This window comes from Arthrobacter sp. ISL-28 (assembly GCF_018613875.1).
Taxonomy (GTDB): Bacteria; Actinomycetota; Actinomycetes; order Actinomycetales; family Micrococcaceae; genus Arthrobacter.
On the sequence record NZ_JAGGPJ010000010.1, the window covers coordinates 1 to 25,244 of the forward strand.

Sequence of the window (25,244 nt, forward strand, 5' to 3'; positions counted from 1 at the left end):
AACCCGGCCCGCAAACCCGGACCCTCCCTCAGAACCCGGACCGTAAACCCTGACCCTCCCGGAACCATCTGGCAGCATCACACCACAACACGCCAATGGTGAGGGAGGGTCGGCCCAAACCCGGGCGAAAAGTGAGGGAGCGTCGGGCCAAACCCGGCGAATGGTGAGGGAGCGTCGGGCCAAACCCGGGCCAAAAGTGAGGGAGCGTCGGGCCAAACCCGGCGAATGGTGAGGGATGGTCGGGCCAAACCCGGGCGAAAGGTGAGGGAGCGTCACTCATTAACACCCACCCGGGTTTCGACAGGCTCAACCAGCGAGAGTCCCACTGTCCGACAGCTTCAAAAAAGCGACGCCCATCGCTGATCGAGCCAGTCGAGATCCACAGGATTAACCAACGGTTTTCAGGTTGTAGAGTTGATCCCCATGGAAAACCTCTTCAGCCACGCACCCGGCCCCGGCGCCAACGAGCCTGATCCCGCCGTCGATCTGGATCCCGTTATCTGCACGTTGGTGGTTCCTGGTTCCGTTTCCCGGGCGTTCACAGGGTTCACGGACCATACCCACCTCTGGTGGCCCATGGAAACCAACAGCGTTTTCGGGCCTGGGTCGTATGTGGAGTTTGAAGAGAACCTGATCCTTGAGACGGCGGACGATGGCAGAACCACCACGTGGGGAACCATCGATGACTGGCAGCCTCCGTTGTCGTTCCACGCGTCCTGGTATCCGGGCACCACTGCCCTATGGTCCACGGAGCTCAGGGTCGCGTTCAGGGCCGTGAATGAAGGCACTGAGGTGCGGGTAGTTCACGATGGCTGGGAGGGCGCAGAAGATCCCACAGTCACGCGCGCGAGCTACGAAAAGGGCTGGCCGGAAATCCTCGAACGGTTTGCAAGGTTCATGGGCGGCGACGCAGCGTAACCGCGCAGGCTATCCTCTTGGCGGCGGCACAGCCGTGCTCGACCTGATGATGAAGTTCGTCGGGTATTCGGTATCCACCACGGGACGGTCCGCACCGCCGTCGAGCCCCTCCAGCAGCAGGCGCACTGCCATTTCCCCCTGGCCCCGCGGATCCTGGTCAACGGTGGTGAGGCCGAAGAGTTCACCGAGCTCGTGGCCGTCCAGCCCGATGACGGACAGATCATCAGGGACCCGGAGCCCGAAGTCGCGGGCGGCGAGGATGACACCGATGGCCATCTCGTCGGAAGCGGCGAAGACGGCAGTAGGACGCTCCGCCGGGCTGCCAAGCAGCTGCCGGGCGGCCGCGTAACCGCCCTGGATAGTGAAGTCCGCCGGAACGATCCACTCCGGCCGGACTTCATGCCCTGCACCCCGCATCGCCTTTTCAAACCCTGCGAGCCGGGTTCCGGCAATCTTGAAGTCCTGTTCGTCCACCGCGTCGCCGGTCAGGTGCGCGATCTTGGTATGGCCCAGCCGGATGAGGTGGTTCACCGCCGCCTCAGCGAGGCCGTGATCGTCGATGCGGATGGTCGAGGCGCCCTGCAGCGGCCCGCCGATGCCCACGATGGGCCGGTGCACGGCCAGCATTTGCCGGATCTCCGACTCGGAGAGGGCCAGTGAAACCGCTATGACCGCATCCACTCGCTTCCGGAGCAGGAAGTCCTTGAGGATGCTCTGACGGCGCGCTGAGCCCTCGCTGACGTTGTACAGCGTCAGGTCGTAGCCGGCGTCGAGCAGCGATGCCGAGACCCCTTCCACGACAGAGGAGAAGTACCACCGATGAACGGAGGGGACAACAATCCCGATGTTGTAGTTCCGGCCTGAGGCGAGGCTCGAGGCTTGGTAGGACGGAACGAAGCCGAGGTCGGCGGCTGCCGCCTGGGCGCGCGCGCGGCTCGTCGGCGAGACGTTGCCCTTGCCGCTCAAGGCCCGCGAAACGGTGGCTATGGAGAGCCCGGCGCGTTCCGCGACGTCCTTGATGCCGGCCATGTGTTTTTAGTTCTCCGTGTCCTCTGCTGAAATCCTCAACCAAACGGTCTCCCCAGAGCCTAATCCATGCCAGCCGTCGGCGTATTCGGAGGCCTTGGAGGCGCTGCGCAGCAGCACCTCACCCGCGGGCAGCTCGAGGGTGTCCTGGCCGACGTTCATGACCACCAGGACGTTGCCGTTGAGGAACCCCAGCGCCGAACTGGTGCACCACTCTTCAGCCCAGGACAGGGAGCCGCGCCCCAGCTTGAGTTCGCGGCGTGCCTTAAGCATGCGGCGGTACAGGTTCAAGTGCGACGACGGGTCCCCGGCCTGGGCGTCCCGGGCCAGCTCGGCGAAACTCGCCGGCTGCGGCAGCCAAGGGTCCTGGCCCGAGCCGAAACCGTGGTGCGGCTCCGACGCCCGCCAGGGCAGCGGGACGCGGCAGCCGTCACGGCCCAGCCGTGCGCCGCCAGTCCGGGCGAACGTGGGATCCTGCCGCTGATGGTCGGGGATTTCGATGCCGTCCGGAAGGCCGAGCTCTTCGCCCTGGTAGAGGTAGGCACCGCCGGGCAGGCCCAGCATGAAGAGGGTTGCAGCCGCGGCCCTGGTCCTGCCCAGGTCGTGGTCCGGCTGCGGGTCCGCTGGGCCGATTCCGTCGCCTTCGCGGGGGCTCGACCAGTAGTAGCCGAAGCGGGTGGCGTGCCGCACGACGTCGTGGTTTGAAAGTACCCACGTGCTGGGTGCGCCGACAGAATCAAGCGAAGTCAGGGATTCTGTGATGACGTGGCGCAGCCGGTGGATGTCCAGCCCTGCGTGAAGGTAGGGGAAATTAAAGGCCTGGTGCATCTCGTCGGGCCGGACCCACTCCGCCAGCCGGGGCAGCGGCTCCACATTGGCCTCGGCGCACAAGATGCGGTCAGGGCCATACTCTTCGAGAATCCGGCGCCAGTTCCGGAAAATGTCGTGCAGGGCCGGCTGGCCGAACATGGGGGCTTCGTTCCCCGGAAAGCCATCGGTGCTGCTGCCGTCAGCGCGCCCGCCCCAAGCCGGAAGCCCGGGTGCCTTGACCAGCGCATGGGCGACGTCGACACGGAAGCCTGAGACCCCGCGGTCCAGCCAGAAGCGCAGCACTCGCTCGAACTCGTCGTGGACGGCTTGGTTGTCCCAGTTGAAGTCAGGCTGAGAGGAGTCGAAGAGGTGCAGATACCACTGGCCCGGCGCACCGTTTGCCTCCGTGATGCGCGTCCAGGCCGGTCCGCCGAAGTGTGACTGCCAGTTGTTGGGCGGTTCCTCGCCGTCAGCTCCCGTGCCGTCGCGGAAGATGAACATATCCCGTTCCCGGCTTCCCGGCCATGCGGCAAGTGCAGCCTGGAAATCCCGGTGCTGGTCCGAACAGTGGTTGGGAACGAGGTCCACGATCACCCGGATGCCCAGCCGGTTGGCTTCGGAAATCATTCCGTCGAAGTCGCCCAGCGTGCCGAACAGTGGGTCCACATCGCAGTAATCGCTGACGTCATAGCCGGCGTCGCGTTGCGGGGAGCGGTAGAACGGCGAGAGCCATACCGCGTCGATGTCCAGTTCGGCCAGTTGTTCAAGCTCGGCAGTGATGCCGGCAAGGTCGCCGATGCCGTCCCCGTTCAGGTCCCGGAAAGAGCGCGGGTACACCTGGTAGATGACGGCCGAGCGCCACCAGCCATGGGCGTTGTCCGGGGCATGAACCGGGGTGAAGGTTCCCGACCGGGGCGACGCTGCGTGCAGGAGTGAGTCAACAGACATTGGGCCAGCTTAGAGGCGCGGACTGCCGAAATGAAAGCGTTTCCAGTCCCTGTTGCCTTGACAATTTCCGTAATGCGCATGCTGCTGTCCGTCAGAACCTTAACTGGACTGGAAGCGTTTGCACTGCAGAAGGGTCCGATGCAGCTCACGGGAAGGGGCCCGCATCTAGACTGGGAGGCACGCGTGACCGAAACGGGAGACCCAATGAGCAGCATCGTCGATGAACTCACTTCAATCCTCGGACCAGGAAAAGTTGTCCAGGACCCTGCCGTGCTGGCTGCCTACGCCGTGGACCAGGCGCCGGTGCTTGACTACCAGCAGCCGCTCGCGGTGGTCTTCGCAGAGTCGGTGCCTGACGTCCAAGCGGCGGTCAAAAGCTGTGCTGCGCGCCAGGTTCCGCTGGTGGCGCGCGGGGCCGGAACGGGTGTCTCCGGCGGGGCGCACGCCATTGAAGGCTCGGTCGTCCTGAGCCTGGAACGGATGAACCGGATACTGAACCTGAATCCGGACGACGAGACCGCCGTCGTGGAACCGGGGGTGATCAATGCAGACCTCAACGATGCTGCCGCCAGGCACGGCCTGATGTTCGCACCGGACCCGGCGAGTTTCAGGATCTCCACGATCGGGGGCAATGTGGCCACGAACGCCGGCGGGCTGCGGTGCGCCAAGTACGGCGTGACACGCGACTCGGTACTGGCGCTGGACGTCGTGCTCGCCGACGGTTCCCTCATACACACCGGCCACCAGACCTTCAAGGGCGTGGCGGGCTACGACCTGACGGGCTTGTTCGTCGGATCCGAAGGGACCCTGGGCATCGTGGTTGGTGTAACCGTGCGGCTCAAGTACCTGCCGCGCGAGGTGCATACCATCGCCGCGTTCTACCCCGATTTCCGGCAGGCCGCCGCCGGCGTCCTCGCAGTGGGCAAGGCCCGCGTACAGCCAGCCATCATGGAACTGCTCGACGGCGGGTCGCTCGCCCAGCTGGACGAGATCCACGGCTCGGATCTGGCCGCACGGGGCGCATCCCTCCTGCTCATCCAGACCGACGGGTTCGGGGCTGCGGCGGAGGCCGCCGTCGTGCGTGACGTTCTTGCCGCGGGCGGCGCCGTGGTGACCAGCGAAGCAAACGAGGAAGCCGAACAGCTGGTGGAACTGCGGCGCAACAGCCGCGGCGTCGAAGTGGACGACCAGTACCGGGTGGGGGAGGACGTGGCGGTGCCCCGCTCCCGGCTGGTGGATTACGTGGCAGCCCTCGAATCACTGGCCGAGGTCCACGCCGTGAAGCTCAAGGTGGTGGCCCACGCCGGCGATGGAAACCTGCATCCCACGTTTTGGGTGGACCGCGTGAATGACCTTGTGGACGCCGACGCCATGCTGCGGCTGAACAAGGCCCTGGACGCATCAATTGCCGTCGCCCTGGACATGGGCGGCACCATCACGGGGGAGCACGGCATCGGGCAGTACAAGCTGCGCTGGCTGAGTCTCGAGCAGCCCGAATCCATTCGTGTCCTGCAGCGTCGCGTCAAGGAACTCTTCGACCCGGCAGGGATTCTGAATCCGGGGAAGGCTATTTAACCCAGCCGTGCCACCATCAGTCGTCTGAGTCCGGGTACTCGTCGATGGATTCGTCGGCTCCGTACCGGGACTCCTCGGTTTCCACATCCAGGATCTTCAGCATTGCGGTGTCCGGGTTGAGCATGATGGCAGCCTCGTCGCGGCGGTGGCGCAGGATGGAGTCGATATAGGACTGCACAGCTTCTGCCAGCGGAATATGGCGCTCCTGCTTTTCGGACATGTACCAGCGGTGCTCCAGCACCTCGTGCACGGCCTCTGCCGGCTCCAGCTTTCCGGAGAGGTCGCGGGGGATCGAGCGCACGATCGGCTCAAAGATCTGGCTGACCCAGAGGTGGGCGCTGTACTCCTCATCCATCTCGGGATTGTTGTCGGCGCGGAACGAGTCCATGTCGTTGAGCAGGCGCCGGGCCTGGTTCTCCTGGGCGTCCAGCCCGGTGAGGCGGAGCAAGCGCCGCTGGTGATGCCCGGCGTCCACGACCTTCGGCTGCAGCTGGATCGTGGAACCGTTCTGGGTGGTCTTGATGGCATATTCCTCGACGTCGAAGCCCAGCTCGTTGAGGCGGCGGATGCGGGCGCCCACACGCCAGCGTTCGCCCAGCTCGAACGATTCCTTCTCGGTCAGTTCAGCCCAGAGCCGGCGGTAGCTGTCCATGATGAGCTCGCTCGTGGCCACCGGGTCCACCTTCTCCTCAATCAGGCCGCCGTCGAGGAGGTCCATGAGCTCGCCCGCGATGTTCACGCGCGCAATCTCGAGGTCGTACTCTCGCTGGCCCGTGGAGAGGTCCGGATAGAGTTCGCCGGTCTCCGCATCCACCAGGTAGGCGGCAAAGGCGCCGGCGTCGCGGCGGAACAGCGTGTTGGAGAGCGAAACGTCGCCCCAGTAGAAGCCGATGAGGTGGAGCCTCACCATCAGCAGCGCCTGCGCGTCGATGAGCCTGGTCAGGGTGTCCTTGCGCAGCATCTGCGAGAAGAGCGCGCGGTAGGGCATGGAGAACTTCAGGTGGCGGGTGACCAGCACCGGGTTCAGGGGCCTGCCGTCGGGGGTGGTGCGCCCGGTGATGACGGCAACGGGCTCCACGCACGGAACGTCCAGCCGGGCCAGCTTCCGGAGCATGTGGTACTCGTGCCGGGCCACGTGCTCGGACGTTTCCTTAATGGCGATGACGGAGCCGCCCAGGTGCGCGAACCGGACGATGTGCCTCGAGATACCGCGGGGGAGCGCAGCCAGGTTCTCGGCCGGCCAGTCCTCGAGCGCAATGTGCCAGGGCAGGTCCAGCAGTTCGGGATCAGCCGCAGCCGCCGTGATGTTCAGGGAACTGGAGACCGAGGACGCTTTGTCGTCGTTGGCGCTGGCGGCCTCGAACCTCGGCAGCTTGCCGATCTGCCCGTAGTCGGTGGGTTCGTCGTGCCACTGGGCGCTGTATTCCTCGGTCATGGGTCAATTCTTCCGTACATAGGGCGGCATGCCTAAAACAATGTCAGGTCGCCGGTGCTTAAACGCCCGACGGCGGCCCTTCCGGTTGGGAGGGCCGCCGTCGTTCATTTTGTGCTGTGGAGCGAGCCTAGGGAGCCGGTGGGTGGGCCCACGCCGGTGGGGACTAGTCGCCCAGGCGCTCGCCGGTCTTGGTGTCGAACAGGTGCACGTGGCCGGACTGCGGACGGACCCAGATGGACTCGCCCTTCATCGGAGGCCTGCGGCCGTCGACGCGTGCCACGATGTCGTGGCTCTTGCCGTCCAGCATGGTGTGGCCGTAGACGTAGGCGTCGGCGCCGAGCTCTTCGACGACGTCGACCTCAACCTGCAGGCCGTCGCCCTGCGGCGCGGTCTCGAGGTCCTCGGGGCGGGTGCCCAGCGTCACGGTGCTGCCGTGAGCCTCTTCGAGGACGTTGCGCGGTACGGGGTAAACGGTGCCACCGAACTGCACGCCGCCGTCGACGACCGGGAGTTCGAGCAGGTTCATGGCGGGGGAGCCGATGAAGCCGGCAACGAAGACGTTCTTCGGGCGGTCGTACAGGTTGCGGGGGGTGTCCACCTGCATCAGCAGTCCGTCCTTGAGCACTGCGACGCGGTCACCCATGGTCATTGCTTCGACCTGGTCGTGGGTCACGTAGACAGTGGTGACGCCCAGGCGGCGGGTAAGGGACGCAATCTGGGTGCGGGTCTGGACACGGAGCTTGGCGTCCAGGTTGGACAGCGGCTCATCCATGAGGAAGACCTGCGGGTTACGGACGATTGCACGGCCCATGGCAACACGCTGGCGCTGACCACCGGAAAGTGCCTTCGGCTTGCGGTCCAGGTACGGCTCAAGGTCAAGGAGCTTGGCAGCTTCACGGACGCGCTCGGCACGCTCTTCCTTGCTGACGCCTGCGATCTTCAGGGCGAAGCCCATGTTGTCCGCCACGGTCATGTGAGGGTACAGGGCGTAGTTCTGGAAAACCATGGCGATGTCGCGGTCCTTGGGCGGAACGTCGGTGACATCGCGGTCGCCAATGAGGATACGGCCGGCGTTCACATCTTCCAGGCCTGCGAGCATGCGCAGGGAAGTGGACTTACCGCAACCGGAGGGTCCAACGAGGACCAGAAATTCGCCGTCGGCGATTTCGATGTTGAGCTTGTCAACAGCGGGCTTCTCTGTGCCCGGGTACAGACGCGTAGCGTTATCAAAAGTAACTGTTGCCACAGTTATCAATCCCTTCACCGGCAGGTACGTGCCGGACGATCCGTTGTGAATGGTTCATGTAATTCAGTTATGTACTGCATGATGTACTCCCCGGCCGAAGCCGAGGAGCATCGCGTGACGCCGCACGGTTCCTGTGCGCCACATCACACCCAGAGTATGTCAGATTTATCTTTAATAGTTGCAAATGTTACGCGTGTCACACGTGAGATGCGGCACGCGGCCGTGGCCCCGGAGGTGGTCAGGACGGTGATTCCACGGCCCTGCGCCGCTCCCGGAGCAGGGTTTCCAGCAGTTCCGCCACATGCACGGGAGCCTCAACGCGGAACTGCGCCTGGGTGAAATCGAGACCCACCTTGATGCCGACGTCGTCAGGACCCAGGCGGCCCAAGGCGTCTTCGTCAGTGGTGTCGTCGCCGGCGAAGACGACCGCGGTGGCGCCTGTGGCCTGCCTGAGGAAGTCGACGCCCTCGCCTTTGGAGGCGTGGACGACCGACGTTTCCAGGACCCTCTTGCCGTTCTTGAGATAGACACCCTCGCGGTCCTGCAGTGCCGTACGCGCGGCCGATACAGCGTCTTCTGCAACGTCATCCTCGGCCAGCCGGGTGTGCAGCACAACGCCGGCGGGTTTCTCCTCCAGGAGCGTGCCGGGAGCGAGCTCCACAATTGATTCCAGGATGCTGCGGACGTCGGCGAGGATCTCCAGCTGTTCGGGGTCGAGCGTGAGCGGCGCCGAGCCCGGGCCAAGCCAGGCCTCGGCGCCGTGGCTGCCGATAAGCAGCGTCTCGTCAGGCGGCGAGGCCACCGCGCGCAGGCTGGCGAGTGCCCTGCCTGAAATGAGTGCCGTCGTCGTCCGCGGAAGTGCCGAGAGTTCCGCGAAGGCCGCCGCCGAGCGGGGCAGCGGACGGGCGTCGCCCGCGTGGTCCACGAGCGGTGAGATGGTGCCGTCGAAATCCATGGCAATCAGCAGGTGTTCGGTGCCCGCGATGCGCTGCACGGCCTCGAGCAGCTCCGGTGGAAGCGTCAGCGGGGCGTTTTCCCGGGGTCGCGCAGGGTCTGTCTCAGGAGTCATCGCGGACCACCTTCTCATTGAGCGCGTGCAGGAAGTCCGCGGACCAGTGGTCCACGTCGTGGTCCAGGATCTGCTTGCGCATGGAACGCATGCGGCGGGCGGACTCCTTCGGCGACATCCTGACCGCCCGCATCACAGCATCCTTCAGTCCGTCAATATCGTGCGGGTTCATCAGGAGCGCCTGTTTGAGCTGGTCCGCAGCGCCTGCGAATTCACTGAGGACCAAGGCGCCGTCGTTTTGCGTCCGGGCCGTGACGTATTCCTTGGCCACGAGGTTCATGCCGTCGCGCAGGGCCGTGACAAGCATGACGTCTGCGGCTAGGTAGAGGGCCACCATCTCTTCGATGGGGTAGCTGTGGTGCAGGTACCGGACGGCCGTGTTCTCGATGGTGTCGTAGGTTCCGTTGATGTGGCCCACGGTTCCTTCGATCTCTTCGCGCAGCAGGCGGTACTGTTCCACGCGCTCGCGGCTCGGGCTGGCCACCTGAATCAGGGTCGCATCGCCCACGGTGAGTTTGCCCTCGTTGAGGAGCTCTTCATAGGCCTTGAGCCGGTGCCGGATGCCTTTGGTGTAGTCCAGCCGGTCAACGCCGAGCAGGATGGTCTTGGGGTTGCCGAGGTCGTGGCGGATCTGCCGCGAGCGTTCAATGATTTCGGGCTTCTGGGCCAGTTCGGTGATGTGCCGGACGTCGATGGAGATGGGGAAGGCCTGTGCGCGGGCGATATGTGTGATGCCGCCGTCCTGACCCTTGACGTGGACCTGCTGCTGCTTGACGCTGGCGCCGAGGAAGCGGCGGGCAGAGCGCATGAAGTTGCCGGCGTCGCTGCTGCGCTGGAAGCCCACGAGGTCGGCCCCGAGCAGTCCGTCGATGATGGCCTGGCGCCAGGGAAGCTGGGCGAAGATCTCCGGCGGGGGAAAGGGGATGTGGTTGAAGAAGCCGATCCGCAGGTCCGGCCGCGCCTCGCGCAGCATGCGCGGCATGAGTTGAAGCTGGTAGTCCTGGACCCACACCGTGGCGCCCTGGTCAGCATGGCGGACGACGGCGTCCGCGAACCTTCTGTTGACCTTGCGGTAGGAATCCCACCAGGTTCTGTGGAACTCCGGCGGCGCGATGACGTCGTGGTAGAGCGGCCACAGGGTGGAGTTGGAAAAGCCTTCGTAATACAGCTCGAAGTCGTCGTTGCTCAACTGGACCGGCACCAGGTCCATGCCGCCGTGGCTAAAGGGACTGATTGTTTCGTCAGGAGCGCCGTGCCAGCCAACCCAGGCGCCGTCGGTCTTGGCCATCATCGGAGCGAGGGCGGTCACCAGGCCGCCAGGGGAACGCCGCCACCCTGAGCCGTCATCGCCCTGTTCCCCCGGGGCGCAGCGGTCTACGGGCAGGCGATTGGACACCACCATGAAGTCGTAGGTAGTGACGTCGGAGCTGTCCGCTGACCAAGCCCCGTTTTCCGCTTGTTCGTCCGGATTTTCGCGTTCAGGTCGTTGCATTGCGCTCCCTGGGGTTGCTTGTGGCTCTAATCCCACCCTATCGGGCGGGGAATCTTCCCTGCTATTCGTCCGTTGGGCAGCCTGAAGGAATACTTGAAAGCGCAAGCTCTGGGGCTACCCCTAAAATGGGAGAGTTGCCCCTGGGTGATCAGCACCTGTCCGATCGACACGAGGAACTAATGAGCCCCGCAAACGAAGCCCGCAAGTCCAAAGCTGAACGCACGGCAGAGGCCCGCGAGAAAGCCCGCCAGATCCGTGAAGCGCAGCTGAAGAAGGACAAGCGGAACAAGTTGCTCATCGGCTGGGGCATCGTCGTTGCGGTGGTTGCCATCCTTGCCGTGGTGGCACTCGTGGTCACCTCGAACATCCGGAACAACGCGCCGGTCGCGGACCAAGGACCCACGCCGGCCAACGGCAACGTGCACGGCGGCGTCACGCTGCTGAAAGGCACCGAGGTCGCCAAGACCGAGCCTGCGACTGTCAATGTCGCAGACCTCCCGGAAGCTCCGGCGTCACCCCCCGCGACGATCAAGGCCCCAGACGCGGAAGCAGAAGCCGGTAAGCCGGTGAAGGTGGTGCTCTACATCGACTTCATCTGTCCCGTCTGCAAGAACTTCGAGACACAGTACGGCGAGACCCTCACGACTCTCCGCAACGAAGGAAAGATCTCCGTGGAATACCGCGCGCTGGGATTCCTGGACAGCCGCTCCACTACCAACTACTCCTCGCGCGCGGCTGCGGCCTCGGCCTGCGTTGTCAACGAGTCCCCGGAAAAGTACGCGGACTTCGTGAACGCCCTGTTTGAGAAGCAGCCCGCCGAGGGCGGCGCGGGGCTGTCCGACAATGATCTCAAGAAGATGGCCACCGAAGTGGGCGCCAAGAGCATTGACACGTGCGTCGAAGAAAAGACCTACCGCCCGTGGGTGAAGTACACCACCCAGGAAGCGGCTGCCATTGGTGTCGCCGGCACGCCGACCGTCCTTGTTGACGGCAAGCAGTGGGGCAAGGGAGACAGCGCCCAGACCGAATTCCCGGCCTTCGTCGAGGCAGCGATCAAGGCCAAGGCATAGCCTCGGCAGTTGGATTTGAACAGTGGTGGCCCGCTTCCCGGATTCTTCCGGAAAGCGGGCCATTCCCGTTTTTACCTGCGGGCAGTCCTTGGGCTAACCTTGACTAGCATCGTTACGGCGCACGCCTGACGGGCGCGCCTCCTTAGCTCAGTTGGCCAGAGCACCGCTCTTGTAAAGCGGGGGTCGTCGGTTCGAATCCGACAGGGGGCTCCACGACAGCGCTAATTCGCTGATACCCACCCTTCCGGAGGCCGTGAGGGGAAGCCAGCAGAGCCGAGCATTGACAGGACCATGCTGGCAGCAGTGAGGCTATCCGAGCACAGCCTCGCTGTGGTGGCACTGCTCCTCCATTAGTGGCCCCGACGCACGATATCGGCAAAGCCGAGGGGAGGGCAGGGCGCCTCATTTCTCCGCATCGATTTCGTCCAACAGATCCTTGGCCGCCTTGCGGATGTCGTCGTGGTCATACTGCGCTGCCCGGCTCTCCAGCGAAATGATGGCGCAGCGGTGGACTTTCTTGAAATCGCCGAAGGGAAAACTGACGCTTCCCTTGGTGCCCTCCGACTGTTCGCGGTCAATGCCAAGATGCCACTTCGAGAACTCCTCGAACCCGTGCTTGTCGATGAACGAGTTTTCGTCGTCCGTGGACGGCGCATGTTCGCTCCAGTCGTCGCGGATGTCCCGTTCGACCTTCCCCTTTTTTACGAGATCGCGGGCAAGTTCCAATGCTTTGCGGTTCAGTTTCGTGGCCATTTGGTGCCTCCGCACTGCTGAGGGAGTTGGACGGGATTGAATTGCAGCTGGCGGTGGCCGAGTTGGCGGATCCGCCTCCACGCTCCTGCCACACGTCTAGGCTAGAACCGCCGACGGGGGCCCGCCAGTATGCTTGCCAGTTGAAGCGGAAACCTGTTCGTTCCCGGCCCGGACTTCGCGCCTTCTCTGCCCCCTCGCGGGGGTTAACCAGGCGGAGACGGCGCTGAAACGTCCCGACAACACGCGCAGCCTACCGTGGCACCATGACTACAGACCTGCTGACGAGGATCTGGAACGGCGCCATTGACGCCTTGTCCGCCCATCATCTTCCCGATACCGCTGAGCAAGCCGCTGATGCCCTCCAGCAGGTCACGCGCTGGACCTGGCTGCCCGCCCTAAGCGGAGTCGCCGTGGCCGGAGAACATGCCCGCCGCGCCCACGAAACCGTGGCCGGCGGGGACCCCGAATAGCCCTTGGATTAGCCTCGGCGCGCGGCTGACTGTCGCGTTGCGCACACTAGTCTTCCAATCGTTGCTTTATCACCTAAACTGCTTCACTGAGGTGCCTGAAATGGCGCTGTGCAGCAACGAAAGTGAACAACGCTATGGCTACCGATTACGACGCTCCACGCAAGACAGAAGAAGAGTCTCCCTCCGAATCGCTGGAGGCCCTTCAGGCGTCCCGCGGCGGTGGCGCCCAGACCGCTGTTATCGACGTCGACGAGAACGACACCGCTGAAGGCATCGACCTTCCGGGCGCAGATCTTTCCGGCGAAGAACTGACGGTCATTGTTGTTCCCGAGCAGTCCGACGAGTTCACCTGCTCATCCTGCTTCCTGGTCCGCCACCGGTCCCAGGTCGCAAAGGAAAAGAACGGCCTGAAGTACTGCCGCGACTGCGAAGGCTGATCCTTCCCAGGCGCGGGCCATCCATAGCAGCAAGGGAACGCGAGACGCCGGCACGCCCCACAGGGGAAAGCCGGCGCCTCGCTTTTTTGCCCCGCCGCAGGTGCGGAGGATACCGGCCGTTATGAGCGGTAACGGGCATATGGAGAAAGGGCAACGAATGCCTCTCAAAGCCCTCAAAAACTATCCCGGAATTACAGTCCCGTAATCGGTTTCCGGTGAGATTAACGGTTGTGACCCGAACCGGAAACATCCCTCGTTTCGTGGCAACGGCGATCCTACGCTTGAGCTATCCAATCACTCGAGGGGGTGGCCACAATGAAAAAAATCTATGCCTGGCTGACAGCTATCCTTATGGCTGTCGGACTAGGCCTAATGGCTCCGGGGTCCGCCTCCGCAGCCTCCTATTGCGGACTCGTCTGGGGCTCGTTGGCAAAGTCCAACCAGGCCATGGGCGCCGCAGCAGTCACCAATGTGCGGTCTGGGCAGCACTACTGCTTTGACCGGCTGGTGATCGATTTTAAGGGGAAAACGAAGGGCTACAACGTCCGCTACGTGTCCCAGGTAGTACAGGATGGTTCCGGCCTTCCCATCAAGCTGAGGGGCGGCGCGTTCCTTCAGGTCACAGCCCATTCACCGGCCTATGACAACGCCACGGGCAAGGCCACCTTCATTCCGGCCAACCCGTCAGAGGTGACCAAGGTGTCCGGGTACCAGACGTTCAGGCAGGTGGCCTGGGCAGGCAGCTTCGAAGGCTACACCACGCTGGGGCTCGGAGTCCGTGCCCGATTGCCGTTCAAAGTGTTCACCCTTGACGGTCCGGGCTCGGGATCCAGGCTCGTCATCGATGTCGCCCACCACTGGTGACAGGCCAGGCTCTGCAGCCCCGTGAGCCCCGAACACGCGAGCATCTGACCGGGATTACCGAATAAAGCAAGCGATGCCCCGTCACCCGGACAGCCGGGGGACGGGGCATCGCTTTGGTGTGGTGCGGAGCGGCCGTGGAGGTTCTAGTCCGGGACCACCAGCGCCGGGGTGTCCTGGCGGATGGTCTCCCCGCGGAAGAACCCCGGCCGCAGCCGGGCCTGACCGAGCATGAACACCAGTCCCAGGGCAAGGATGCCTACGCCCAGCACGAAGACGAGGCCTACACCGAACACTTCCGAGCCGCTGCCGAACTCCGGGGCCCAACTGTCCGCCGCGGTCTGCAGGAACACGACGGTCAGCCCAATCCCGCCCAGCAGCGGGCAGAGCAGCCGCAGCAGGAAGTTGCGGGCGCTGCTGAAGACGCTGTTGCGGAAGTACCAGGCGCAGGCGAAGGCCGTGAGTCCGTAGTAGAAGCAGATCATCAGGCCCAGCGCCAGGATGGTGTCGTTGAGGACGTTTTCGCTGACCACATGCATCACCGCGTAGAACCCTGCCGACAGGATACCGGCCGCGACGGTAGCGAATGCCGGCGTCGAAAATTTCCTGCTGAGGTGACTGAACCGCGGGGGCAGCGCGCCGTAGTGCGCCATGGCGAGCAGGCTGCGCGACGGTGAGGTGAACGTGGATTGGAGCGAGGCCGCCGAGCTGGAGAGCACCGCCAGCGACATCAGGATGGCGAACGGACCCATGACGGGCGAGGCGAGAGCGGTGAAGACATTGGCGTGGTTGTCCTCGTTGTTCAGGCCGATCCCGGTGTCGCCGACGCCGGCGAACATCATGGTTGCGATGGTCACCAGCAGGTAGATGCCCAGGACGACGACGGCGGTCAGCGTGCCGGCCAACCCGGCGGTCTTCTTACCGTTCGACGTTTCCTCGTTGACGGTCAGGCAAACATCCCAGCCCCAGTAGACGAAGATGGACAGCGAAATGCCGGCGGCGACCTGGCCGAAGGTCTCGATCCTGGTGACGTCGAACCACTCCCAGCTGAACGGGATGGCGGTCCCGGAGGAGGACCAGTTGGCGAAGGCCATGGCCACGAACAGGCCCAGCACCAGGAGCTGGAAGCCCACCAGCCCGTACTGCACCAGTTTGGTGGTGTGCAGGCCGCGGTAGCTGACCCACACGGCCAGCGCCACGAACACGAAGCACGTGAGAACATTCAGCGGCTTGTTGGCTGCGAGGTCGGCCAGTTCCGGCGAGCCCGTCAGCTGCGCCAGGAACAGGTAGAAGAAGTCCACCGCCACACCGGCCAGGTTGGACAGCACAATGATGTTGGCTGCCAGCAGGCCCCAGCCGCCCATCCAGCCCACCCAGGGGCCGAAGGCCTTGGTCACCCAGGTGAAGGTGGTGCCGCTGTCCGGGGAGTCAGCGTTCAGCTCGCGGTAGGCGAGGGATACCAGGATCATCGGGATGAAACCGATGAGGAAGATGACCGGAAGTTGCAGTCCGGCCTCATTGACCGTGGGGCCGAGGGCGCTGGTCAGCGTGTAGGCCGGTGCGATGGTAGAGATGCCAAGGACGACGACGGCGAGCAGGCCCAGTTGCCCGCCCTTCAGTCCCTTTCCGGTAATGCCATGCGAAGTGCTGGCGCCGGCAGGTGCAACGGCGCGGGTGGTTTGGCTCATGACTGACCCTTTCTGGAGGCAGCGGGCTGCTGCTGGGTGATGCAATGGATGCCCCCGCCGCGGGCGAAGAGTTCGCGGGCGTCGATGCCCACCACCCGGCGCCCGGGATAAGCGTCGGCGAGGATGCGGAGGGCCTTCTCGTCATTGGGGTCGGAGAAGGTGCAGGCGATGACTCCGCTGTTGACCGCCACATGGTTGATGTAGCTGTAATCCACGAAGCCCTCGGCGTCGGTAAGGGTTTCGGGGGCGGGAACTTCGATGATGTTCCACTCCCGTCCGGCGGCATCCCGCGTAGTGGCCAGGAAGCTGATGATCTCGCGGCTGACCTCGAAATCGGGGTGCTCCGGGTTCTGCTGCGAATGGACCAGGAGCGTGCCGGGCGACGGAATGGCGGCCACGATGTCCACGTGCCCACGCGTGCCGAACTTTTCGGAATCGCGGGTGAGGCCCCGTGGAAGCCAGATCACATGACTGGCGCCGATGGTCCTGGCGAGCTCCGCCTCAATGTCGGCCTTACTCAGTCCTGGATTGCGGCCCGGATCCAGCTGCACGGTTTCGGTGACCAGCACCGTGCCCTCTCCGTCCACCTGGATGCCGCCGCCCTCGTTGACCAGTCCGGACACGAGGTGGTGGGCCCCGGTCCAGCCGGCAACTTCGGCTGCGATCAGCTCGTCCTTGTCCCATTGCGCCCAGTCCTGGGCTCCCCAGCCGTTGAAGACCCAGTCCACTGCTCCCACCCGGCCGTCGTCGTCCAGCACGAAGGTCGGGCCGATGTCCCGCATCCACGCGTCGTTCAATTCCGCGGTGAGCACCCCGACGGCGGGACGTAGGTAGCGCGCGGCTGTATCGACGTCGTCGGGGGCCACCACCACAGTGACCGGCTCGAATTGGACGGCGGCATTGGCGACGTCAGCCCAGGCCGAACGTGCGGCATGGGCGTCTTCGGCTGTCTCACCCAGGGTGTAGCCGCCGGTGGGAAACGCCATCCACAGCCGTTCCTGGGGCGCCGTTTCGGCGGGCATGCGCCACGTGCTCATGCGGTCACCTCTGCGGGGACATGGTCGCTGATTGAGCCCGTCGAAATCCAGGTCTCGACAGGCTCGACCAGCGGGCTGCCGGTTGAGCCTGAGGACATCCCAGGGGATTTTTCCCCGAAGGGCGCGTCGTGGCGGACGGGATCGGTGAGCCGGGCATAGGTGTCCGGGCGGCGGGTGGTCAGGAACGGGAACAGGGTGAGCCAGTCCCGCCGCTGGTCCAGGTCCAGGTCCGCAACGAGCACCGCGGATTCATCCCGGGGCGCCTGGGCCAGGATGCGGCCGTAGGGGTCGGAGATGAAGGAGGATCCGTAGAAGTTGAGGCTGCCCTCCTGGCCCCAGCGGTTGGGGACCACCATGAACAGCCCGTTCGCGATGCCGTTGCCCACGATGACCTGCTGCCACAGGGGCTGGGTGTCGAAGGCCGGGAACAGCGGTTCCGAACCAATCGCCGTCGGATAGACGAGCAGTTCGGCGCCGCCGAGCGAATACAGCCGCGCAAGCTCGGGGAACCACTCGTCCCAGCACGTGGGCATGCCGAGCCGTGCGCCGCCGAGTTCGGCCGGCGAGTGGACCTGGTAGGCGTCGTCCGCTGCAGGACCCTGCCGGAAGAACCGGTCCTCGTAGTAGCCGGCGGTGACGGGGATGTGCAGCTTGTGCGTCCGGGCCAGCAGTTCGCCGCCGGGGGAGACAAGGATGGAGGTGTTCAGGCCCAGGCCGTCGTCCGCGCCGTCCGGGTTGTCCGCCCGCTGGTAGAGCGAGGCATGGACGCAGATGCCGTGGCGGCGGGCAGCCCCCGCTGCAAAGTGGAAGGTTGGGCCGGTGAGCAGGTCCTCGGCCGCGTCCGAGGGACGGGGCCGGTTTTGTCCCGCCAGGGACAGGTCATTGCTGGGGATCTGGTCCGCTGGGTAGCGGGACAGGGTGAGTTCCGGAAGGAAAACAACGGTGGCGCCGAGTCGGGCTGCGCGTTCGATGCCATCGCTAAGTTCGGCGCGTACGGCTGCCGCGTTGTTGTGCCAACGGTGCTGGACGACTCCAACCCGCAAGGCGGGGCGCCCGGACGGCACTGTCCGGGCGGGGGAGGCGGGTGAATCGAGGCAGGTGATTTCAAGCATGATGACTACTCCAGTGAGACGATGGTCACTAAATGAATGACGTTCATTTAGTATGCACGGTGGAGGGCTCGCTGACAAGGATTATTTGAATGGCGTTCGTTTATGGCGGAAATAGTAAGTAAGCTGATGGTGAAATCCGGCCTTTGTTCCTGCCGCATGCGGGCGGGCCTGCGATAGCGTCGGAGCCACTGGACCACTCGAGGAGGACTAATGAAAGCTTCACCGACCCTGACCAACAACATGCAGGCCGTGCTCGCGGACCTGATCGAACTGCACATCCAGGGCAAGCAGGCGCACTGGAACATTGTGGGAACCAATTTCAGGGACCTCCACCTGCAGTTGGACGAAATTGTCGACGCGGCAAGGGCGTTCGCCGACGACACGGCCGAGCGGATGCGCGCGCTCCACGCGCTGCCCGACGGCCGCAGCGGGACCGTGGCGAAGTCCACCAGCCTGGCGCAGTTCCCGCAGGGCCTCATCAGCACCAAGGACGCGATCGACCGGATCGTTGCGGCGCTTGAGGCCGCCGTCGGCACTATGCGCAAGGTCCATGACGAGGTGGATGAGGAAGACCCCACCACCGCGGATCTGCTGCACACCTTCATCGAGAAGCTTGAGCAGTTTGCATGGATGGTGGGGGCCGAGAATATGAAGGCCTCGGCCAGCGTCACCCAGCCCGACGGCAAGTAGCTACAACTCAACGGCCCCAGATGGGGCAGGCGTCTGCCACCCGCCGAACGAACAGCACCAGCCCCGGAGATTCCTCCGGGGCTGGTGCTGTTCCGACGCCCGCATTACCTTCGTGCTTTGGCTCCGCGGCTCTTGACTTCGGCGCGCTGCAAGTGAATACTTAAGCATGTGCTTAACAATCAGCCGGCGCAGGATCCGGAGCTGGATTCCGTGTTCCAGGCGCTCGCCGACAGCACCCGCAGGGCGATCCTTGTCCGCCTGTGCGAGGGCCCGGCGTCCGTCTCAGAGCTGGCCAGGCCATTCGCCATGAGCCTGCCGGCGATCGTTCAGCACCTCCAGGTCCTCGAGGCCAGCGGCCTCATCCGCAGCGAAAAGATCGGGAGGGTGCGCAGTTGCAGCATCGTTCCTTCGGCCGTGCGCTTAGCCGAGGCCTGGCTGCGCTCCCGCCGGACAGCACAAGAGAGCCGCCTCGACCGGCTGGAGTCGTTCCTTGATTCACCTGATCCGCCCACAACACCCAGGAGTACGCCATGAGCACCCCCATCACGCATGCCAGCTTCACGTTGTCACGCACACTCAATGCCCCGCCCTCGCGCGTTTTTGAAGCCTTCTCGGACTATGCCAGCAAGAAGAAGTGGTTTGGCGGCCCGCCGGAGTGGAACCAAGGCGAATCAAGCCTCGACTTCAGGGAAGGCGGCAGCGAGACGGACGTTGGCGGGCCGGTGGGCGGCTTCGTCTCCACGATGCACGCCGCCTACTACGACATCGTGGAGAACGAACGGATTGTCTACACCTACGAGATGCTGCTGGACGGCGAGCGGACCTCCGTTTCGCTCTGCACAGTGGAGCTTGAAGCCGACGGTGGCGGGACCCTCCTGACGCTGACCGAGCAGGGAGCCTACTTCACGGGGGCGGACGAGATGGCAGGACGCAAGGAAGGAACCGAGGGGCTGCTCGACGCCCTGAAGGCCTTCGTCGAAGGCGACTGAGGGCCGTTGTTCCGGCCGGGCCCTGCGGTGTATACCGCATGGGCGCCGGGGCCGGCGGCGGTGCCCGCCGCCGTCGGCCTCCACCGCCGCGATCGCCGTCCAGTACCTCAGCGGGCCCGTGGCACCCGGCGGAGCACGACGGCGGAGAGGACCGCCGCTCCCGCCATCAGTACAAGCGCGATGGCGGCCGTGATGTGGACGCCTGAGTCGAAGGCTGCGCGTGCCGCCGCGGCCAGTGCCTCGGACAGCGGTCCGGGCAGTGTCTCCGCAAGCTCCATTGTCCCCGCGAGCGTTTCCCTGGCGCGGTCTGCGGAGTCGGCCGGAACCGTCTGGGCCACGACGTCGGGCAGCATGAGCTGCCCCTGGTACGACGCTGTCAGGATCGCTCCCAGGATGGCCGTTCCCAGCAGCGAGCCCACTTCGTAGCCGGTCTCGGAAATCGCCGCCGCGGCCCCGGACTTCGCAGGCGGAACGGTCCCCAGGATCAGGTCATTGGAGATGGTTTCGGCGGCACCGACTCCCAAGGCCAGGAGGAGCAATGCTCCAAGCAGCAGGGCAGGTCCGGCCGAATGGTCGCCAAAAGCCACCAGGCAATAGCCCGCCGCGCTTAGCGACAGGCCGCCTGCCACCACGAATCCCGGCCGGACCCGCCGCACCAGCGGCACCACGAGAAGGCCCGCCACCACGGTGGCCGCCAGGGCGGGCAGCATGGCGGTCCCGGACGCTGACGGAGACATTCCATCCAGCAGTTGCAGGTGCTGGGAAAGGAACAGGATGAAGCCGTTGAAAGAGAACAGGGCCAGCACATTGGCGGTGATCGCCATGCTGAAAACCCGGTTCCTGAACAGGGAAACGTCCAACAGGGGCGACGCGAGCCGCTGCTGGCGCCGGACAAAGACGCAACCCATGGCCGTCCCAAAAGCAATGATGAACAGCGGCAGCGCCCCGGGCCCCTCGATGGCCAGTTCCTTGATTCCATAGACCACCGACACCATGGTCAGCATCGACAACAGGATGCTGGGCGCGTCCACGCGTCCGGGATTCGGATCCTTGGACTCCGGAATGAAGGCAGGGCCAAAAACGAGCAGCGGCAGCATGATCGGCACAGCCACGAGAAACACCGCGCCCCACCAGAACTGCTCCACCAGCCAGCCGCCGAAAATCGGGCCGAGGGCTGCACCGCCCGAGAAGCCCGCCGCCCAGATGGCAACGGCGAGCCTGCGCCGGTTCGGGTCCGGGAAGATGTTGCGGATGAGTGACAGCGTGGACGGCATCAGCATGGCGCCGAAGACGCCCAGGGCGGTACGCCCCCCAATCAGCCATTCTGCAGTCGGGGCGAACGCGGTGGCAGCCGAAATTGCGGCAAATCCCATGGTGCCGATCAGCAGTAGGCGGCGGCGTCCGATCCTGTCACCCAGGCTTCCCATGGCCACCAGGAGTCCAGCGAGGACCAGGGCATAGGCGTCCACGATCCACAGCAGTTGCACCCCTGATGTATCCAGGCTCCGGGCGATTGCCGGCAGGGCGAAGGTCAGGGCGGTGTTGTCCACGGCCACGAGCAGAACAGGGAACATCAGCAGGCCCAGGGCAAGCCAGTCGCGCACTCCGGCGGGGGTGCGGGAGGACTGGGTTGCTGCGGCGTCGGTGTGCGGCTTCTTCTGCCGGAGGTCTGCGGAGGTGGTCATCCAATAACTATACCGTCCAGACGGTATAGTTATAAACCGGAACGCCCAAAGAGGCATGATGGGAGCCATGGCCAGAAAACCAGTAGCGCGCAGTGCGGTCCTTGACGCCTTTGAATCACTCCTTATCGAGGTGGGGGAGCGCGCCGCAACGCTGGATGCGGTCGCCAGCCGTGCAGGTGTCTCCAAGGGTGGGCTGCTGTATCACTTCCCGAACAAGGAAGCCCTGATCGGCGTCCTGCTGGACCGTCTGGAGGAATATGCCGAGGCCGATGCCCAGGCCATGGCCGCCGCATCTGAAGGGGCGGCCGCCTACTTCATCAAATCCTCGGTGTGGGCAGATACCCCCTTGGACCGCGTCATCGTGGCAGCCACGCGCCTGGCCGAGGTTGCGCATGCGGAGACCCGGCGCCGCTTCGCGCACATTCAGCAGCGCTGGCTCGATGAGATCGCGAAAGATGTGGGGCCGGGGCTTGCGAAAGCAGTCCTGTACATGGGAGACGGGCTCTATTTCAACGCGATGCTGTCGATCGGGCCGGCTGCTACCGCCGCCGAGACGGCGGCCGACGTCGAGAGCCTGCTCGCTGCACTGGAACGGCTCCGCGGCTGAGCCGTCCGAACGGCCCCCGGTGCATGCCGGCATCCGTTGCCGCGTAGGGGTCAGGCAGGGGGACGTCGCTGGTTTGCAGACGCGTTCCGGACGTAGGACAATAACCCTTGTGACTGTTGTCACCGCTAACTGAATATGCCTTTGATCTGCGGCGGGAGAGTCCTGCAAGTAGGTACAAGCAGGCGCCGTAGGAGCAAACCCTCCCCAGGAATCTCTCAGGCCCATGTACCGCCGCGGCAAGGCGACTCTGGAAAGTAGCAGGCTGTCCGCCTGGAGTCCCGGGATCATCCCGAAACATCAGGGACCCCAAACATCGGGACACGCTGTGCTCACCGACGGTGCAAGCGGGGCTGTGCGCAAAGCACGGCAACGCGGAAACTCTCAGGTCCAATACAGAGCGGGGAGGAACCCGAATCAATGTGGCGTACCCTGCGCCGCCTTAGTTATGGAGTTCCTTTGACCGTAAATTCAGCCTCCACGTCCTTCGTTGACCGGCATATTGGCGCCCGCCGCGAAGCCGACGTCGACACCATGCTCAAGGCTGTCGGTTATGACACTGTTGACGCTCTGGTGGATACCGCCGTTCCCAAGGACATCCGGCAGGATTCCGCACTGGAGCTTGCACCGGCCCTGAGTGAGGTCGAAACCCTGGCCGAGTTGCGCAAGCTCGCTGGCAAGAACAAGACGGCCGTGCAGATGATCGGCCAGGGCTACTATGACACCGTGACCCCGCCGGTGATCCGCCGCAACGTCCTTGAAGCCCCGGCCTGGTACACCGCCTACACGCCCTATCAGCCGGAGATTTCCCAAGGCCGCCTTGAAGCCCTGCTGAACTTCCAGACCATGGTGCAGGACCTCGTGGGCCTGCCAATTGCCAACGCCTCCCTGCTGGACGAAGCCACCGCCGTGGCCGAGGCGGTGTTGCTGATGCGCAGGGCGAACAAGAACAAGGACGCCAAGGACGGCAAGACGGTCCTTGATGCCGACTGCCTGCCGCAGACCATTGCCATCGTCAAGGGCCGCGCCGAAGCGCTCGGCTTCGAGGTCGAGGTGGCGGACCTGTCCAAGGGGCTGCCCGACGGCGTCATCAACGGTGTTGTCCTCCAGCAGCCCGGGGTCTCCGGCCGGGTGTTCGACCACTCCGGCATCATTGCCGCCGCAAAGGAACGCGGCGCCCTGGTCACGGTCTCAGCTGACCTGCTGGCCCTGACCCTCATCACCCCTCCGGGCGAGCAGGGCGCGGACATTGCCGTCGGTTCTGCACAGCGCCTCGGTGTGCCGCTGTTCTACGGCGGACCCCACGCCGCCTACATGGCCGTGCAGAAGGGCCTCGAGCGTTCCCTGCCCGGCCGCCTCGTGGGTGTCTCCAAGGATTCTGCCGGAGTACCGGCCTACCGCCTCGCGCTGCAGACGCGCGAGCAGCACATCCGCCGTGAGAAGGCGACGTCCAACATCTGCACGGCGCAGGCCCTGCTGGCCATCGTCGCCTCGATGTACGCCGTCTACCACGGACCGGAGGGCCTGAAGGCGATTGCCGAGACTGCCCACGGCCACGCCAAGATCATTGCAGCCTCACTGAAGGCTGCAGGCCTGGAGGTCCTGCACACCAGCTTCTTCGACACGGTGACGGTTTCCGTCCCGGGCAAGGCCGCCGGCATCATCGCCGCAGCCGAAGAGAAGGGCATCAACCTCCGTGTGATCGACGCCGACACCGTGGGCATCTCCACCGATGAAACGACGACGGCGGCAATCGTCGCGGACGTCCTTGGGGCCTTCGGTGCCAAAGCAGTGGGAGTCTCCGGCAGTTTCGCTCTTGACGCCGCCGTCGAACGCTCCTCTGCGTACCTGCAGCACCCGGTGTTCAACACCCACCGCTCCGAAACCCAGCTGCTGCGCTACATCCGCCGGCTCTCCGACCGCGACCTGGCGCTGGACCGCACCATGATCCCGCTGGGATCCTGCACCATGAAGCTGAACGCCACGGCCGAGATGGAAGCCATCTCGTGGCCGGAATTCGCCTCGATCCACCCCTTCGCCCCCGACTCCCAGACCGAGGGCTGGCGTGAGCTGATTGCCGACCTGGAGGCGCAGCTGACCGAGATCACCGGCTACGACCAGGTTTCAATCCAGCCCAACGCCGGATCCCAGGGTGAGCTGGCCGGCCTCCTGGCCATCCGCGGCTACCACCGCTCCCGCGGGGAGGGGCAGCGGAACATCTGCCTGATCCCGGCGTCGGCACACGGCACCAACGCCGCCTCCGCGGTGCTCGCGGGCATGAAGGTCGTCGTGGTGGCCACCGCCGCCGACGGCACCATCGACCACGCGGATCTGTACGCCAAGATCGACGCCAACAGGGACGCACTGTCCTGCATCATGATCACCTATCCCTCCACCCACGGCGTGTACGACGCCGACGTCCGTGAGGTCTGCGACGCCGTGCACGCAGCCGGCGGCCAGGTCTACATCGACGGTGCCAACCTCAACGCCCTCGTCGGACTGGCGCAGCCGGGCAAGTTCGGCGGGGACGTGTCCCACCTGAACCTGCACAAGACCTTCTGCATCCCGCACGGCGGCGGCGGGCCCGGCGTTGGCCCCGTCGCGGCTAAGGCGCACCTGGCGCCCTTCATGCCCGGCAACGCCGCGTCCTGGACCGAGGGCGATGACGTGCCGATCTCGGCTTCGCGCTTCGGCTCCGCCGGTGTCCTGCCGATCTCGTGGGCGTACGTGAAGCTTATGGGCGGAGATGGGCTCACCGAAGCCACCAAGTCTGCGCTGCTCGCCGCCAACTATGTGGCCGCGCAGCTCAATGACTTCTTCCCCGTGCTGTACACCGGCGAGGGCGGCCTCGTGGCGCACGAGTGCATCCTTGACCTGCGCGAACTCACGGCCAGGACCGGAGTTACGGCTGAGGACGTGGCCAAGCGCCTGATCGACTACGGTTTCCATGCCCCCACCCTGGCCTTCCCGGTGGCCGGCACCCTGATGGTGGAGCCGACCGAGTCCGAGGACCTGGCGGAGATCGACCGGTTCATCGAGGCGATGATCTCCATCCGCCACGAGATCGACCAGGTGGCCAACGGTGACTTCACCGTGGAGAGCAGCCCGCTGCGCAATGCCCCACACACCGCCGCGGCCGCCATCAGCTCGGATTGGGCCCGTGAATACCCGCGCGAGCAGGCCGTGTTCCCGGTGCACTCCCTAAAGCAGGACAAGTACTTCCCGCCCGTGGGCCGGATCGACGGCGCCTTGGGCGACCGCAACCTGATCTGCTCCTGCCCGCCCCTCGAAGCGTTCGAGGACACTCCAGCAGCCCTCGAAAACTAAGG

Annotated in this window: 22 protein-coding genes, 1 tRNA gene and 1 riboswitch; of the genes, 12 read left to right on the forward strand and 11 right to left on the reverse strand. The window is 64.9% G+C overall.

Features of this window, described 5'->3' with window-relative positions; translation table 11 throughout:
- Window positions 1-423: 423 nt before the first annotated feature.
- Entirely contained in the window at window positions 424-918 is a 495-nt protein-coding gene (locus J7E80_RS07965; RefSeq protein WP_215050942.1) for an SRPBCC domain-containing protein, read from the forward strand.
- Window positions 919-927: 9 nt separating this feature from the next.
- Here the strand turns inward: J7E80_RS07965 and J7E80_RS07970 are convergent, their stop codons facing one another.
- Together J7E80_RS07970 and J7E80_RS07975 are read right to left on the reverse strand one after the other, a co-directional pair.
- Complete coding sequence (locus J7E80_RS07970) at window positions 928-1,947, reverse strand: LacI family DNA-binding transcriptional regulator (protein WP_215050943.1); 1,020 nt, start codon at window positions 1,945-1,947, stop codon at window positions 928-930.
- Window positions 1,948-1,953: 6 nt separating this feature from the next.
- Window positions 1,954-3,702: a glycoside hydrolase family 13 protein gene (locus tag J7E80_RS07975; protein ID WP_215050944.1), complete on the reverse strand. Its 1,749-nt coding sequence runs from the start codon at window positions 3,700-3,702 to the stop codon at window positions 1,954-1,956.
- Window positions 3,703-3,906: 204 nt separating this feature from the next.
- Between J7E80_RS07975 and J7E80_RS07980 the strand changes: the two genes are divergently transcribed.
- The gene (locus J7E80_RS07980) at window positions 3,907-5,277 is read left to right on the forward strand and encodes an FAD-binding oxidoreductase (protein ID WP_215050945.1); all 1,371 of its coding nucleotides are present in this window, start codon (window positions 3,907-3,909) and stop codon (window positions 5,275-5,277) included.
- Between the two features lie 16 nt (window positions 5,278-5,293).
- Here J7E80_RS07980 and J7E80_RS07985 read toward each other — a convergent pair whose 3' ends face one another.
- From J7E80_RS07985 to J7E80_RS08000, 4 genes are all read right to left on the reverse strand, one after another.
- On the reverse strand, window positions 5,294-6,712 hold the full coding sequence (locus tag J7E80_RS07985; RefSeq protein WP_215050946.1) for a DUF4032 domain-containing protein: 1,419 nt from the start codon (window positions 6,710-6,712) through the stop codon (window positions 5,294-5,296).
- A 163-nt stretch (window positions 6,713-6,875) separates the two neighbouring features.
- Window positions 6,876-7,958: an ABC transporter ATP-binding protein gene (locus J7E80_RS07990; protein WP_215050947.1), complete on the reverse strand. Its 1,083-nt coding sequence runs from the start codon at window positions 7,956-7,958 to the stop codon at window positions 6,876-6,878.
- 238 nt (window positions 7,959-8,196) lie between these two features.
- Complete coding sequence (gene otsB / locus J7E80_RS07995; RefSeq protein WP_215050948.1) at window positions 8,197-9,027, reverse strand: trehalose-phosphatase; 831 nt, start codon at window positions 9,025-9,027, stop codon at window positions 8,197-8,199.
- A complete protein-coding gene (locus J7E80_RS08000; protein WP_215050949.1) occupies window positions 9,017-10,519 on the reverse strand; it encodes a trehalose-6-phosphate synthase in 1,503 nt (500 codons plus the stop codon). The genes otsB and J7E80_RS08000 overlap by 11 nt, the downstream gene beginning before the upstream one ends.
- Window positions 10,520-10,698: 179 nt before the next feature.
- On the opposite strand from J7E80_RS08000, the gene J7E80_RS08005 reads away from it, so the two are divergent.
- Together J7E80_RS08005 and J7E80_RS08010 are read left to right on the forward strand one after the other, a co-directional pair.
- The gene (locus J7E80_RS08005) at window positions 10,699-11,589 is read left to right on the forward strand and encodes a DsbA family protein (RefSeq protein WP_215050950.1); all 891 of its coding nucleotides are present in this window, start codon (window positions 10,699-10,701) and stop codon (window positions 11,587-11,589) included.
- Window positions 11,590-11,725: 136 nt separating this feature from the next.
- Window positions 11,726-11,802 (forward strand) — tRNA-Thr (locus tag J7E80_RS08010).
- Window positions 11,803-11,991: 189 nt separating this feature from the next.
- Here the strand turns inward: J7E80_RS08010 and J7E80_RS08015 are convergent.
- Window positions 11,992-12,342, reverse strand: coding sequence for a hypothetical protein (locus J7E80_RS08015; protein WP_215050951.1), 351 nt, complete (start codon window positions 12,340-12,342; stop codon window positions 11,992-11,994).
- Between the two features lie 263 nt (window positions 12,343-12,605).
- Here J7E80_RS08015 and J7E80_RS08020 point away from each other — a divergent pair, with 263 nt between their 5' ends.
- The 3 genes from J7E80_RS08020 to J7E80_RS08030 all read left to right on the forward strand — a co-directional run bounded on the left by J7E80_RS08020 (window position 12,606) and on the right by J7E80_RS08030 (window position 14,113).
- Complete coding sequence (locus tag J7E80_RS08020) at window positions 12,606-12,812, forward strand: hypothetical protein (protein ID WP_251036631.1); 207 nt, start codon at window positions 12,606-12,608, stop codon at window positions 12,810-12,812.
- 134 nt (window positions 12,813-12,946) lie between these two features.
- Window positions 12,947-13,249, forward strand: a complete 303-nt coding sequence (locus J7E80_RS08025; protein WP_215050952.1) for a DUF4193 domain-containing protein — start codon at window positions 12,947-12,949, stop codon at window positions 13,247-13,249.
- Between the two features lie 315 nt (window positions 13,250-13,564).
- Complete coding sequence (locus J7E80_RS08030) at window positions 13,565-14,113, forward strand: hypothetical protein (protein ID WP_215050953.1); 549 nt, start codon at window positions 13,565-13,567, stop codon at window positions 14,111-14,113.
- 143 nt (window positions 14,114-14,256) lie between these two features.
- Here the strand turns inward: J7E80_RS08030 and J7E80_RS08035 are convergent, their stop codons facing one another.
- From J7E80_RS08035 to J7E80_RS08045, 3 genes are read right to left on the reverse strand one after another with little or no spacing between them, the layout of a single operon-like run.
- Window positions 14,257-15,798 carry an APC family permease gene (locus tag J7E80_RS08035; RefSeq protein ID WP_215050954.1) on the reverse strand — a complete coding sequence of 514 codons (1,542 nt, stop codon included), beginning with the start codon at window positions 15,796-15,798 and terminating at the stop codon, window positions 14,257-14,259.
- Window positions 15,795-16,835, reverse strand: coding sequence for an agmatine/peptidylarginine deiminase (locus J7E80_RS08040; RefSeq protein WP_215050955.1), 1,041 nt, complete (start codon window positions 16,833-16,835; stop codon window positions 15,795-15,797). The genes J7E80_RS08035 and J7E80_RS08040 overlap by 4 nt, the downstream gene beginning before the upstream one ends.
- Window positions 16,832-17,947 carry a nitrilase-related carbon-nitrogen hydrolase gene (locus J7E80_RS08045; RefSeq protein ID WP_215050956.1) on the reverse strand — a complete coding sequence of 372 codons (1,116 nt, stop codon included), beginning with the start codon at window positions 17,945-17,947 and terminating at the stop codon, window positions 16,832-16,834. Before J7E80_RS08045 ends, J7E80_RS08040 begins: the two co-directional genes overlap by 4 nt.
- A gap of 210 nt (window positions 17,948-18,157) precedes the next feature.
- Between J7E80_RS08045 and J7E80_RS08050 the strand changes: the two genes are divergently transcribed.
- The 3 genes from J7E80_RS08050 to J7E80_RS08060 all read left to right on the forward strand — a co-directional run bounded on the left by J7E80_RS08050 (window position 18,158) and on the right by J7E80_RS08060 (window position 19,626).
- Entirely contained in the window at window positions 18,158-18,637 is a 480-nt protein-coding gene (locus tag J7E80_RS08050) for a Dps family protein (RefSeq protein WP_215050957.1), read from the forward strand.
- A 168-nt stretch (window positions 18,638-18,805) separates the two neighbouring features.
- Window positions 18,806-19,171: a metalloregulator ArsR/SmtB family transcription factor gene (locus J7E80_RS08055; protein ID WP_311380783.1), complete on the forward strand. Its 366-nt coding sequence runs from the start codon at window positions 18,806-18,808 to the stop codon at window positions 19,169-19,171.
- Window positions 19,168-19,626: an SRPBCC family protein gene (locus J7E80_RS08060; RefSeq protein WP_215050958.1), complete on the forward strand. Its 459-nt coding sequence runs from the start codon at window positions 19,168-19,170 to the stop codon at window positions 19,624-19,626. Before J7E80_RS08055 ends, J7E80_RS08060 begins: the two co-directional genes overlap by 4 nt.
- Window positions 19,627-19,733: 107 nt before the next feature.
- Here J7E80_RS08060 and J7E80_RS08065 read toward each other — a convergent pair whose 3' ends face one another.
- On the reverse strand, window positions 19,734-21,311 hold the full coding sequence (locus tag J7E80_RS08065; protein WP_215050959.1) for an MFS transporter: 1,578 nt from the start codon (window positions 21,309-21,311) through the stop codon (window positions 19,734-19,736).
- Window positions 21,312-21,378: 67 nt separating this feature from the next.
- Here J7E80_RS08065 and J7E80_RS08070 point away from each other — a divergent pair, with 67 nt between their 5' ends.
- Entirely contained in the window at window positions 21,379-21,918 is a 540-nt protein-coding gene (locus J7E80_RS08070) for a TetR/AcrR family transcriptional regulator (RefSeq protein ID WP_215050960.1), read from the forward strand.
- 142 nt (window positions 21,919-22,060) lie between these two features.
- Window positions 22,061-22,159: riboswitch (glycine riboswitch) on the forward strand.
- Window positions 22,160-22,374: 215 nt separating this feature from the next.
- Window positions 22,375-25,242, forward strand: coding sequence for an aminomethyl-transferring glycine dehydrogenase (gene gcvP, locus J7E80_RS08075; RefSeq protein WP_215050961.1), 2,868 nt, complete (start codon window positions 22,375-22,377; stop codon window positions 25,240-25,242).
- The last annotated feature ends 2 nt before the right edge of the window (window positions 25,243-25,244 follow it).

What these genes read in the sequence shown, in the direction of transcription:
- J7E80_RS08070 (WP_215050960.1), top strand. Translation starts at nt 21,379, where the DNA reads ATGGCCAGAAAACCAGTAGCGCGCAGTGCGGTCCTTGACGCCTTTGAA.
- J7E80_RS07970 (WP_215050943.1), bottom strand. Translation starts at nt 1,947, where the DNA reads ATGGCCGGCATCAAGGACGTCGCGGAACGCGCCGGGCTCTCCATAGCC.
- J7E80_RS08040 (WP_215050955.1), bottom strand. Translation starts at nt 16,835, where the DNA reads ATGAGCACGTGGCGCATGCCCGCCGAAACGGCGCCCCAGGAACGGCTG.
- J7E80_RS07965 (WP_215050942.1), top strand. Translation starts at nt 424, where the DNA reads ATGGAAAACCTCTTCAGCCACGCACCCGGCCCCGGCGCCAACGAGCCT.
- J7E80_RS07975 (WP_215050944.1), bottom strand. Translation starts at nt 3,702, where the DNA reads ATGTCTGTTGACTCACTCCTGCACGCAGCGTCGCCCCGGTCGGGAACC.
- J7E80_RS08065 (WP_215050959.1), bottom strand. Translation starts at nt 21,311, where the DNA reads ATGACCACCTCCGCAGACCTCCGGCAGAAGAAGCCGCACACCGACGCC.
- J7E80_RS08005 (WP_215050950.1), top strand. Translation starts at nt 10,699, where the DNA reads ATGAGCCCCGCAAACGAAGCCCGCAAGTCCAAAGCTGAACGCACGGCA.
- J7E80_RS08015 (WP_215050951.1), bottom strand. Translation starts at nt 12,342, where the DNA reads ATGGCCACGAAACTGAACCGCAAAGCATTGGAACTTGCCCGCGATCTC.
- J7E80_RS08030 (WP_215050953.1), top strand. Translation starts at nt 13,565, where the DNA reads ATGAAAAAAATCTATGCCTGGCTGACAGCTATCCTTATGGCTGTCGGA.
- J7E80_RS08045 (WP_215050956.1), bottom strand. Translation starts at nt 17,947, where the DNA reads ATGCTTGAAATCACCTGCCTCGATTCACCCGCCTCCCCCGCCCGGACA.
- J7E80_RS08020 (WP_251036631.1), top strand. Translation starts at nt 12,606, where the DNA reads ATGACTACAGACCTGCTGACGAGGATCTGGAACGGCGCCATTGACGCC.
- J7E80_RS08000 (WP_215050949.1), bottom strand. Translation starts at nt 10,519, where the DNA reads ATGCAACGACCTGAACGCGAAAATCCGGACGAACAAGCGGAAAACGGG.
- J7E80_RS07985 (WP_215050946.1), bottom strand. Translation starts at nt 6,712, where the DNA reads ATGACCGAGGAATACAGCGCCCAGTGGCACGACGAACCCACCGACTAC.
- J7E80_RS07980 (WP_215050945.1), top strand. Translation starts at nt 3,907, where the DNA reads ATGAGCAGCATCGTCGATGAACTCACTTCAATCCTCGGACCAGGAAAA.
- J7E80_RS08025 (WP_215050952.1), top strand. Translation starts at nt 12,947, where the DNA reads ATGGCTACCGATTACGACGCTCCACGCAAGACAGAAGAAGAGTCTCCC.
- J7E80_RS08035 (WP_215050954.1), bottom strand. Translation starts at nt 15,798, where the DNA reads ATGAGCCAAACCACCCGCGCCGTTGCACCTGCCGGCGCCAGCACTTCG.
- otsB (WP_215050948.1), bottom strand. Translation starts at nt 9,027, where the DNA reads ATGACTCCTGAGACAGACCCTGCGCGACCCCGGGAAAACGCCCCGCTG.
- J7E80_RS08050 (WP_215050957.1), top strand. Translation starts at nt 18,158, where the DNA reads ATGAAAGCTTCACCGACCCTGACCAACAACATGCAGGCCGTGCTCGCG.
- J7E80_RS08060 (WP_215050958.1), top strand. Translation starts at nt 19,168, where the DNA reads ATGAGCACCCCCATCACGCATGCCAGCTTCACGTTGTCACGCACACTC.